Origin of the sequence: Clostridium subterminale (assembly GCF_039521425.1) — a bacterium.
Lineage (GTDB): Bacteria > Bacillota > Clostridia > Clostridiales > Clostridiaceae > Clostridium_J > Clostridium_J subterminale.
Genome location: NZ_BAAACI010000002.1, coordinates 174,016 through 185,881 on the forward strand (window position 1 = coordinate 174,016; position 11,866 = coordinate 185,881).

Genomic DNA, 11,866 nt, shown 5'->3' on the forward strand with positions numbered 1-11,866 from the left:
AACCTTGGTCTTAATTATTTAAGTTCTAAGCAATTTCCGAATTGCTTTCAGCCTCATTCTCTTTAATTAATCTTCTTATAAGTTCTAGTAACTCAATGGTTGAATTTGATTTATCAAAAGTCATACAATTTTCTTTAATCTCTTTTAACTTGTCTTTATCCTTAAGCAAAGCCTCTATAGCTTCAATACAATTATCACCGCTGCCTATAGATATGGACATTCCATGATCTAATAAAAACTTTGCATTTGCTTCTTCTTGTCCTGGTATTGCATCAAAAGTAATTAAAGGAAGATTTGCTGCTAAAGCTTCTGATACTGTCAATCCTCCTGGTTTAGTAATTAAAACATCTGCTAAGTTCATATATCTATGCACTTCATTGGTGAACTTAATAAGCTTTGTTTGTTTATTACTAAACTTAATCTGCTCTTTAATTTTATTATATAATCTTCTATTATTACCCGTTAGAATTATAATTTGAAAATCCATAGGAATATTACTTATATTCTTATAAATTTTTTCTATATTATATACCCCGAAGCTTCCAGCCATCACTAACACTGTCATTCTATTTTCGCATAAACCTAGCTCATCTAACAGTATTTTTTTATCTTCTTCATCTTGATGAAAAAAACCACTATATACAGGAATTCCATAAGGATGAACTTTTTCAGGTGCAACTCCTCTATCTATCATACCTTCTATCATGTCTTCACATGCTACACAATATTCATCTACATTAGGTTTTATCCATGTATTATGTGGAGCATAATCAGTCATTATACATATTGATGGCACTTTTATACTTTTATTTCCCTTTAATATAGAAATCATTTCTGTAGGAAAGGGATGGGTAGTAATGATTACATCCGGAGCAAATTCCTCTATTAATGGCAACAATTTTTTTGAAAATAAAAAAATTAATTTTGTCACTAAACATGTTAAAATGCCAGACTTGTCCGTTAAACTATATAAATTCTTATACAAGGCATTTAAATACTTTGCCAGTACTATATATCCTTTAGTTACTATTTTATTTATAAATGGATTAACATACTCTAAGGTATCTACTACTTTTATTTTAGCACCTAACTCATTTTCTAAAATATATGATTCTAAAGCTTTTGATGCTTTTAGATGTCCTCCACCAGTAGATGCAGATAAAATAAGAATATTCATATTTACAATCCTCTCTCTATTTACTTCACATGGTTTTATGTAGTAAATTTAACTATTCCATTTTACCACACCTATTATACTTTAGTCCAATTAATTAAATCTAACATAATCCACTTAAAATCATAAATATTTCATCTACTATTCATCAATTCATACAAATTTCATACTACTTTCATTAAAAAACATCTGGGAATAGAATATACTAAGTATAAATGATTAATATTACTTATATTTTTCTTTAGACAACTCTAATACTATAGATAAAATGTTCTTTTCTATTGTATTCAAAACTTCTATCAAAGTATCTACACAGGATTCTATTTTTTCAGAAGTAGTACCATAATTTTCTCTATCTTTTAATTCTACTACTATTACCTGGGATAATTTAAGCACATTTTGTGCATATTCATTTATCTTTTTGTCATTAATATAACCATTTACAAATTTATAATTATTTATAATCTCTTCAAATTCTATTATAAATTCGTCTCTATAATAACTTTCTACATTTATCCAATTGGGAATTGTGTTATTTCTAATTTTATCTCCAAAGATCTTAATTTTTTTATTCAGTTCAAATAGTTCCTTATAACTTTTTATTTTATCATTATTAATATCTATAGCACGTTCTTTATTAGATTTTTTTCTCTCTTCCATAATTAGTTTTCTCATTATCAATAGAGATATACATCCACCAAATGCTGCAGATATTAATGGCACTATTATTCCTAACATCCAAGTTGCTTTGTCCATAAATAAATCACCTCAAATATAATATTCGTTTCAAATATTATATTTCTTAAGAAAATTAGTCTTCATATCTTTTTCTATGACTAATCATTATTTCATTTAATATATCACTTGTGCTTTGTGGCGTGTATGTTATAGCATTAGCCCCAGCAAGTATAGTTTCACGTATACTCTCATCTGTAGGCCCTCCTGTTGCTATAATAGGAACGTTCGGGTACTTACTTCTTATATGTCTAACAATGTTAGCAGTTTCTTTTGCTCCTGATACATTAAGTATAGTTGCCCCTGCAGCTATTCTTCCATCTATATCATCATGCTTAGAAACCACAGTAACTACTATAGGTAAGTCTATAGTTTCTCTCATCCCCGCAATAACATCATTGTCTATAGATGCGTTAACTACCACTCCCATAGCTCCCTTAAATTCAGCATCTAAGGCTAAATTTATTACTCTCTTACCTGTAGTAATAGCTCCACCTACTCCACAAAATACCGGAATATCGGATGCTAGTAATAGCGCTTCAGTTATTCTCGGTTGAGGCGTAAATGGATATACTGCAATAACAGCATCAGCATTAGTATTTCTTATAACTGCTACATCAGTTGAAAACACTAAAGATTTAATTCTCTTTCCAAATATAATAATTCCTGTAGCATCCCTAATAACCTTAGGTAGTTCAATCATGTGACTTCTTAGTAAACCTTTAAATTCTGGCACACGTTTTTCCATTAATATTTCTCCTTTCACTACATTAAGCTATGTTTTCCTATAAAACATAGCTTAAATCACGCCTCACATAAATAACTTTAACTTACATATATAAATTTATCCGATGACTACCAGCTCTAATACTCCATCTTCTTCAAAGTGGGGGTAAAGAGCAGTTACGTCCCTGGATAATGATTTCTAACCTTCAGTGGGAGTAAAAACTCCCTCTGAAGCAAAGAACTTTGTTTATAATGTAATTAATAACTTATTTGATTTTCTTAACTTACAGATTATATCACAGGCATATTATTTCCTCAATAAATTTATTTAATTATTTTTATGGAATTTTATAGTATGATATCCTCTTACTTATTTTCATTAAATCCTTGTTTCCTAGTAATAAATTAGGAAAATAAAAAAACCTAGTGATTAATAAAATCACTAGGTTTCTATGGCAGGGGCACGAGGACTTGAACCCGGAACCAACGGTTTTGGAGACCGCTACTCTACCAATTGAGCTATACCCCTTCGCTACTCGTTTATTATATTATATAATAGGCACAATTGCAAGAGGTTTTCTATAAATTATTCACCATATTCTTGAATATATATTAGTATAAATAAGTTGAAGCATTCTCACATATTGAGATATTTAGCATCTTATTATTCATTACCTTTTTATAGGAACATAAAAATTCATTTAATTCATTATCAGCTAAATCTATTTTCCCATAACTTTTTAATATAACATTCTCCTCTTGGAGCATTATCTCTATATCATTCTTCTCATTCTTAATGCTATATACATTTACACTTTTAACTTTGAGCTTTCCTTTATACTTTTCTTGAAATCCAATAATTTTTCTTGCATCTTCATACTCATTGCCTAATCCACTTAAAGGAGTCTCTATGCCCATAGACTTCATTTGGCTTTCTACATCTTCAGTAGAAATTCCATACCTCTCCATAACCTTCTTCTGGATATTCATAAATTTCTCTTGAGATATGTTATTCTCCTTCATATACTTAAATATTTCCCTGCTCATCTCTGCCATAGATAGCTTACCTTGAGCCATTGAATAATACATAGAGTATATATAATCCTCAAACTTATCTACATCTTTATCTGTAGCCTTATTTTTTAGTTCATTAAAATCTATTACATCACTAATTTAAATCAGCTCCTTGAATACAATATTTCTTCTATTACATTGTTTATTTTATCCCATAAATTTTTATTTTAGTATCTTATTTTTTATTTAATCTGATTTCTAATCACTTTTATTTCCCATATTCTAAGAATATAGGAAATAAAAGTGTCACGAACTTACATAAGTATAACTTAGTCCAAAAGATTATGAATTCAAGAAATATGTTTATAAATTAGTATATTATAAAAGTATTCAAATTGCTACTGTGTTAACTACGGATTTAAAATATATTAATCTTTTCTTAATATATAATTATGTACTGTTGAGTATGTAGATCACCTACATACTCAACTATAAGCTTACTGTATCTTGAATCCAGCTTCTTTTACTTTTTCAAGAATTTCATCCATATTATCTGTGTTTAATCTTATTACTATTTCTTTGACTTCTGTTATACTCTTAGGGTCAACAACTACAAAGCTTATTATTTGTCCTTTGTTTTCAGTAATTATTTTTGACAATTTAGATATTTGTCCAGGTATGTCATAAGCAATTACAGCTAATCGTTTACCTTTATTTAATCCAAACAATTCTGTAAATTGATGAAATATAGCATGATGTGTTACTATTCCTTGCATTTCTCCATTTTTATTTATTACTGGTACGAATGAAACGCTCTTAGTTTCTAAGAAATGTGCAGCCTCTTCAATTTCGTTAAATGGAGTTATGGATGGTACATCAGTTCTCATTACATTTTCAACTAGAAAATCTGATAGTAAACATTGTCTCTCTATAGATTTTTCATAGTAGTATGTGTATATCTGCTCTTTTGAAATTACTCCACAGAATTTATCTCCTTCTACTACTGGTATGGATAAAAATTTATTTTCTCCCATTACCTTAAGAGCTTCACCTATGGTTACCTTTGGTGTTACTGTCGTTAACTTTTCTCTGGATAACATCAAATTATTTACAAACATAATTTATCCTCCTCTACTTATTTGTTATTCTATATTATACCTTATTTTAGTATACTAATGTTAGTACTTTAATATATTTCATTATTAATATATTGAATATTTTTTGATTATTTAATATATTTTTGCTATTTTATATATTTGAAATATAGCTCCTATTTATATTTCCAAAATATAATACGTAAAATATATAAATTTGTTTATTAAAATATATATTTACTTTAACAATATATAATACCATTTCGTTCCCCAATATGCTAAAATTTTATATAGATAAATGATTTACTGTGGAGGATAACATGAATATTAGTATAAAGAATATAGTTTCCGCTCTATCATTATCCTTAGATCTTACAGATAATAATTGGGGTAAATTTGAGGACGTTATAACTACAACACACGACAAAAATATTTCAAGGAATCAATTTTCTAATCACTCCAGATGCACTTCATATATAGCTTTAGAAATTGCTCGTGTTATGAAACTGGATGAAAACTCTTACTATAATTTATATATTGCTTCCATGATTCATGATATTGGAACTCAAAATATATTTGATGAGTCACATACCTCAAAATGGTATATAAAAAAGCATTGTATTGCTGGCTCAGAAATGATTCAACGTATTCCATCCTTAATACAGGTATATGATATAATACGTTACCATCACGAAAATTATGATGGTAGTGGGTGCTTAAAATTAAAAAATTCACTAATTCCTATAGAAGCACAAATTCTGAGAATAGCTGACTTAATTGAAATTCAGATGGATTATTCTAAACCTTACTATATTCAAAAGGATATTCTTATTGATTGGGTAAAACTACATAATGAAACTTTATTTTCACCACAGGTTGTAAAAGCTTTTCTCATGATATCTGATAAAGAAGAGTTTTGGTTAAACCTTTTAAATCTACCTAATATGAACTTTATCCTTGATAATATAATACCAAAAAAAGATATTCTAATCTCTCTATCCGAATTTGAAGCGATTGCTGATGTATTTGCAAGCATTATAGATAATAAGAGTTCTTTTACTGCTGAACATTCTAAAGAAATTGCTACTTTAGCTTATAGCGTTTCTAAGCATTTAGGTTATGATGAAGAAAAGTGCCTTAAAATGAAAATTGCAGGATTACTTCACGATATTGGAAAACTAGCTATTCCCATTAGTATATTGGACAAGGATGGACCTTTAACAGAAGAAGAGTTTTTTGTCATTAAATCTCATACATACTATACTAAATTAATTTTAGATAAAATAGACAACATATCTGATATTAGTTTATGGGCTTCTAGTCATCATGAAAAATTAAATGGTAAAGGCTATCCAAGAAGACTTAAAGCTGAAGAACTTAGTGAAGAATGCCGCATTATTGGTGTATGTGATATCTATCAATCTTTAACTGCTGATAGACCCTATAGAAAAGGTATGTATATGTATGAAGCATTTGATATATTAGATGATATGGCTAATAGAAACTTAATTTGTAGTAATGCAGTAAAGTGTTTTAAAAATACTTTAATATCCCAAGTGGAAAAGAAACCTTAATTTATTTATTATAAACTTATTTATTCGATGACTATCAGCTTTTTACTCCCATCTTCTTCAAAGTGGGAGTAAAAAGCTGGTATGTCCCTGGATAACGATTTCCCCTAAAGGACAACGACTTCTAAGTATCAAAAATACTGATACTTAGAACTCTGTTTATATAATGAAAAGTAATTTTACTATTTGCTTTTCATTTTTTTTCTTTTAGGCTAAAATATTAATGAGGTGAATCAGATGGAATTTATAGTTAGTAATATTGATGAATTAGATTCCCTAGGTGTACAGCTAGGAAGAATGTGTAAAGAAAATGATATTCTATGCCTTATAGGCGATCTCGGTACTGGTAAGACTCATCTTACCAAAGGAATTGCAAAAGGTCTTGGCATAGATGAATGTATAACTAGTCCTACCTTTACAATCGTTAACGAATATGAAGGTAGATTAAAATTATATCACTTTGATGTATATAGAGTAAATGATCCCGATGAAATTGCTGCCATTGGCTTTGATGAATATATATTTGGAAATGGAGTTAGTGTAATTGAATGGGCTAACTATATCGAAGAATTAATACCTGAAGAAAGTTTAACTATAAATATAGCTAAACTTCCAGATTTAGGTGAAACTTATAGAAAGATTACTCTTTCTTATACTAACAATAGATATGATTATATAAAGGAGTTGAAGCTATGAAGATTTTGTCCCTAGATTCTGCAACAGAATGTGCAACTGTAGCTATTATTGATAATGATAAGATTTTAGGAGAAACTATCATAAATTACAAGAAGCAGCACTCTGTAATTATGATGCCTATGATAGATAATCTTTTGAAAAGCTGTAGTCTATCTGTGTCTGATATAGATGGCTTTGTAGTTTCCAGTGGTCCTGGTTCTTTCACTGGTCTTAGAATTGGTATGTCTACTATAAAAGGTCTTGTGCAAGCCACTAAAAAACCTTTTGTCACTATAAACTCTCTAGATGGTCTTGCAAATAACTTATTCAATACACAAGGTATTATTTGTCCTATAATTGATGCTTTAAGGGGTAATGTATATACTAATTTTTATAGATTTGAAAATAATAATTTAGTAGCTTTAAATGAGCCACAATTATTATCAATGGAAGAGGTAATAAAAAAATGTAGTGACTTTAATGAACGTATTACCTTCATAGGTGATGGTACATTAAAATTTAAGGATAATATACTAAATTCCTTAACAAAAGCTTTCATAGCGCCTAGTCATCTTAATGTTACAAAAGCCTCTTCTATAGGATATTTAGGATATCTGAGATTAGCAAATAGCGAGGGGGATAATGTACTTAACAGTTCTCCTTTATATCTTAGACTGTGCCAAGCAGAACGTGAATACGAAGAAAAGGTAAAAAATCATGACTGATGTAACTGTTGAAAGAATGAACTCATTCAATATACTAGGTGTTAAAGAAATTTCTGACTTAAGCTTCTCTAGTCCTTGGTCTCTCCTATCTATGGAAAAAGAGCTAATTAATAAAAATGCTGTTTACATAGTAGTAAAGCTAGGTAGTAAGGTTGTAGCCTTTGGTGGAATGTGGATTATATTTGACGAAGGTCATATAACCAATATAGCAGTTCATCCTGACTATAGAAGAAATAATTTCGGAGATGTGGTAGTAGAAAACCTTATTTCAATTGCTAAAAATATGAATATGGCTTCTCTGACTCTAGAGGTCAGATCATCTAATATAGCTGCAATAAATCTTTATAAAAAACACCATTTTTCTGTAGAAGGTATAAGAAAAAATTATTACCAAAGTCCAAAAGAAGATGGATACATTATGTGGAATCACAATATATAGATAATATATTTTTCAAATAAAAAGACGATAAAAGATTTTTTTCTCTTATCGTCTTTTTATTAATTATCTTTAAAAAGTTAAATTTTATTCTTAATTTTTTAAAGAAATGACTTTGTACATTTTTATTAAGCACCTTTTTTCATAGATTGTTCAGCTAAAATATTTTCTCTATTTAATAATGGTGATATTCTCTTATAAGATACAAAAGTTATAAAAGATACTATGGCTCCTTTTATAATATTAAAAGGAGTTATTCCTAGAACAATTATACCTGTTAAACTAGAAATATTAGAGTTTCCTTCTGCTGATGCTCCTATAACATTAGTCATACCACCCATTATTGTAGCGTATAATGGTATTAATACAAAGTAATTAAACACTGCTCCTACTATAGTCATTACTATAGTTCCTGAAATTAATCCTATAATTGCATTCTTTTTAGTTTTATTTTTATGATAAATATATGATGCCACGAAGACAAAGGAACCTCCAACTAAAAAGTTAGCAAACTCTCCAACTCCACCTGTGTAAGTGCCATGGAATACTAGGTTTAATATTACTTTTCCACCTTCTATAATCACTCCTGCCACTGGTCCCAATGCAAATCCACCTATAAGTGCTGGTAAATCACTAAGATCAAGTTTTAAGAATGGTGGAAATCCCGGTATTGGAAATTCAAATAACATTAATATAAATGCTATTGCTACTAATAAAGAGATTTTTACTAATCTGTTTACATTTTTAGATGTGTTCATTATTAATACCCCCTAAATTTACTGCAAACTTCATAGGGTGAATTTATCCGATGACTATCCACTCTAATACTCCCATCTTCTTCAAAGTGGATGTTAAGAGTGTCTACGTCCCTGGATAACGATTTCTAACCTTCAAAGAAGCTAAGAACTCTGTTTATAGTACCCTAATGCCTTCAGATTTGTTATTTCTCTAATGACTATCTCATTAATACTGTTCATTGGAACTTAATTGTTAAAAATAATACATATAACAAATCTAAAAAAGCCCTGATTAAAAATCAGGGCTAAAACAAGCATCACTAAAATACTATATACCTACTTCTTTCATCCAGACTATACTGTCGGCTTCGGAGTTTCACCGAATCAGCCTTTCGGCTCGCGGGCTTTACCGCCGGTGGGGAATTACGCCCCGCCCTGAAGTGCATTATTAACTTTTATTACATCTTTATCTTACCATGAAAATCATTACACATCAATATATTTTTCAATATTCATAGGAAAAATAGATATTTTTTTAACGGTATTTTTAAACTTATATCCTACTTTTTAAATGTTCTTCCACATAAACAGAGTTCTTTGCTTCAGAGGGAGTTTTTACTCTCTAAAGCTTAGAAATCCTTATTCAGGGACGTAACAGTTCTTTACCCCCACTTTGAAGAAAATGGGGGGTATTAGAGCTGATATTCATCAGATAAAATGATTTTATTTTAACTCTACATCTTTTTTCATTGATAAAGATATTCTATTTCGCTTCTCATCAATGTCTATTACTGTAACCTCTACCACATCTCCTAGTTTAACTACATCTAGTGGATGCTTAACAAATCTATCACTTAATTGGCTCTTATGAACAAGGCCATCTTGATGTACTCCAATATCTACAAAGGCACCGAAATCAGATACATTTCTAACAGTTCCTAATAATTTCATTCCCTTTTTAAGCTGTGACAGTTCCATAACACCAGTTTTAAATATTGGTTTTGGCATCTCTTCTCTAGGGTCTCTTCCTGGCTTTTTAAGTTCCTTTATGATATCTAAAAGAGTCGGTTCACCTATTCCTACTTCTTTAGCTAAATTAGCTACTCCTACCTCTTTAACTTTTTCATCTATACCATCTATGTTCTTATTACTTAAATCTTTATTATCATATCCTAGAATAGTCATAAGCTTTTTACAAGCTTCATAGCTTTCTGGATGCACAGAGGTACCATCTAAAGGCTCCTTGCTATTATCCACTCTCAAAAATCCTGCACATTGCTCATAGGCCTTAGCTCCTAACCTCTTAACCTTTAAAAGTTCTTTTCTTGATTTAAACTTTCCTGTTTCATCTCTATAGGCTACTATGTTCTGAGCTATACCAGAATTTATTCCAGAAATATAAGATAAAAGCGCTGGTGTTGCGGTATTCAAATCTACCCCTACATTGTTAACACAATCTTCAACTATATTTTTTAGAGATTCATCTAATCTTTTAACTGTAACATCATGCTGATATTGACCTACTCCAATAGACTTAGGATCTATCTTTACTAACTCAGCAAGGGGATCCTGAAGCCTTCTTCCTATTGATATAGCTCCTCTTACCGTAACATCTAAGTCTGGATATTCTTTTGTTGCTAGCTCCGATGCAGAATAAACTGATGCACCAGCTTCAGACACTATTACATAGTATATATCTTTGCCTGTTTCTTTCTTTATCTGCGCTATAACTTCCCCTAATATCTCTTCTGACTCTCTACAAGCAGTACCATTTCCAAGGGAAACTACATCCACATTATGTTTTATCATCATCTTCTTTAACATTTCTTTAGCCTCTTTAACTTTAGCTTCACTTGCGGCTGTAGCATGAACTGTAACATACTCTAAGAATTTACCCGTATCATCAAGGATTGCTACCTTACATCCTGTTCTAAAACCTGGGTCGAATCCCATTACAGTTTTCCCCTTTATAGGTGGAGACATAAGTAGTGCTTTAAGATTTTCTTTAAATATCTTTATAGCTCCATCTTCTCCTTTTTCCGTAAGCATATTACGTACTTCTCTTTCTATAGATGGATATATCAATCTCTTTATAGAGTCATCTATACTCATATTAATATATTCATTACACTTCATATTATCAGTGTTCATAAATTTACTTATATAGCTTTTTATTTTATCTACATCACATGTAATCTTAACTGATAGAACTTTTTCATTTTCTCCTCTATTTATAGCGAGAATTCTATGAGAAGGTATAAACTTTACTTTTTCACTATACTCATAATACATTTCATATTGAGTTCTCTCTTCACTGCTTCCTTTAGTTTCTATAACGCCATTGTTTACCACATAATCTCTTATCCACTTTCTAAACTTAGCATTATCACTAATCTTTTCACTGATAATATCCATAGCTCCTTGTAATGCTTCGTCTGTGGATACTACCTCCTTATCCTCATTTATAAAGTCTTTAGCATACTCCTCAGCGGCCTTTTCGCCTCCTCCAGATAGGATATACTCACTTAAAGGTACTAAGCCCTTCTCTGTAGCTATTATAGCCCTCGTTCTCTTTTTAGGCTTAAATGGTCTATAAATATCTTCTACTTCTGTTAAAGTTTCAGCTTTATCTAAAGAATTTCTAATTTCATCTGTTAATTTTCCTTGCTCATCAATTAATCTAATAACATCTTCCTTTCTACTTTGAAGATTTCTTAGATATGTAAGTCTTTCTGAAAATTTTCTTAAAATTACATCATCAAGACCACCTGTTTTTTCTTTTCTATATCTGGCTATAAAAGGTACTGTATTACCCTCATCTAATAATTCTATTACATCCTCCACTTGAGACTTGCTCATAGGAAACTCTTTAAGTAATTTCTCGTTTATAATTGACATCTTTTCTCCTCCTGATTGTTACTAAGGCATCTGAAAATAAATAATAAATCAAAGATGAGAAGTATATTTTGAGTTAGACAA

At 30.0% G+C, this 11,866-nt stretch carries 11 protein-coding genes, 1 tRNA gene and 1 riboswitch; of the genes, 4 read left to right on the forward strand and 8 right to left on the reverse strand.

Annotated features, from left to right (window positions below):
- Positions 1-25: 25 nt before the first annotated feature.
- The 6 genes from ABDZ93_RS06690 to ABDZ93_RS06715 form a co-directional block, all read right to left on the reverse strand.
- Complete coding sequence (locus ABDZ93_RS06690) at positions 26-1,177, reverse strand: MGDG synthase family glycosyltransferase (protein ID WP_343824876.1); 1,152 nt, start codon at positions 1,175-1,177, stop codon at positions 26-28.
- 222 nt (positions 1,178-1,399) lie between these two features.
- Positions 1,400-1,930: a hypothetical protein gene (locus ABDZ93_RS06695; protein ID WP_343824878.1), complete on the reverse strand. Its 531-nt coding sequence runs from the start codon at positions 1,928-1,930 to the stop codon at positions 1,400-1,402.
- 55 nt (positions 1,931-1,985) lie between these two features.
- Entirely contained in the window at positions 1,986-2,657 is a 672-nt protein-coding gene (locus tag ABDZ93_RS06700) for a hydrolase (RefSeq protein WP_343824880.1), read from the reverse strand.
- Positions 2,658-3,088: 431 nt separating this feature from the next.
- Positions 3,089-3,164, reverse strand: a tRNA-Trp gene (locus ABDZ93_RS06705).
- A gap of 83 nt (positions 3,165-3,247) precedes the next feature.
- Positions 3,248-3,808 carry a DUF3867 domain-containing protein gene (locus tag ABDZ93_RS06710; RefSeq protein ID WP_343825137.1) on the reverse strand — a complete coding sequence of 187 codons (561 nt, stop codon included), beginning with the start codon at positions 3,806-3,808 and terminating at the stop codon, positions 3,248-3,250.
- Between the two features lie 338 nt (positions 3,809-4,146).
- Positions 4,147-4,767 carry a CBS domain-containing protein gene (locus ABDZ93_RS06715; RefSeq protein ID WP_343824882.1) on the reverse strand — a complete coding sequence of 207 codons (621 nt, stop codon included), beginning with the start codon at positions 4,765-4,767 and terminating at the stop codon, positions 4,147-4,149.
- A 296-nt stretch (positions 4,768-5,063) separates the two neighbouring features.
- Between ABDZ93_RS06715 and ABDZ93_RS06720 the strand changes: the two genes are divergently transcribed.
- The 4 genes from ABDZ93_RS06720 to rimI all read left to right on the forward strand — a co-directional run bounded on the left by ABDZ93_RS06720 (position 5,064) and on the right by rimI (position 8,153).
- Positions 5,064-6,317, forward strand: a complete 1,254-nt coding sequence (locus ABDZ93_RS06720) for an HD-GYP domain-containing protein (RefSeq protein WP_343824884.1) — start codon at positions 5,064-5,066, stop codon at positions 6,315-6,317.
- A 234-nt stretch (positions 6,318-6,551) separates the two neighbouring features.
- Complete coding sequence (gene tsaE, locus ABDZ93_RS06725) at positions 6,552-7,010, forward strand: tRNA (adenosine(37)-N6)-threonylcarbamoyltransferase complex ATPase subunit type 1 TsaE (RefSeq protein WP_343824886.1); 459 nt, start codon at positions 6,552-6,554, stop codon at positions 7,008-7,010.
- A complete protein-coding gene (tsaB, locus tag ABDZ93_RS06730; protein ID WP_343824888.1) occupies positions 7,007-7,714 on the forward strand; it encodes a tRNA (adenosine(37)-N6)-threonylcarbamoyltransferase complex dimerization subunit type 1 TsaB in 708 nt (235 codons plus the stop codon). The genes tsaE and tsaB overlap by 4 nt, the downstream gene beginning before the upstream one ends.
- A complete protein-coding gene (rimI, locus tag ABDZ93_RS06735) occupies positions 7,707-8,153 on the forward strand; it encodes a ribosomal protein S18-alanine N-acetyltransferase (RefSeq protein ID WP_343824890.1) in 447 nt (148 codons plus the stop codon). The genes tsaB and rimI overlap by 8 nt, the downstream gene beginning before the upstream one ends.
- 125 nt (positions 8,154-8,278) lie before the next feature.
- On the opposite strand, the gene ABDZ93_RS06740 is transcribed toward rimI, so the two are convergent.
- The gene (locus ABDZ93_RS06740) at positions 8,279-8,908 is read right to left on the reverse strand and encodes an ECF transporter S component (protein ID WP_343824892.1); all 630 of its coding nucleotides are present in this window, start codon (positions 8,906-8,908) and stop codon (positions 8,279-8,281) included.
- Positions 8,909-9,220: 312 nt separating this feature from the next.
- Positions 9,221-9,334: riboswitch (FMN riboswitch) on the reverse strand.
- 276 nt (positions 9,335-9,610) lie between these two features.
- Positions 9,611-11,785, reverse strand: a complete 2,175-nt coding sequence (locus tag ABDZ93_RS06745; RefSeq protein WP_343824894.1) for a Tex family protein — start codon at positions 11,783-11,785, stop codon at positions 9,611-9,613.
- Between the last annotated feature and the right edge of the window lie 81 nt (positions 11,786-11,866).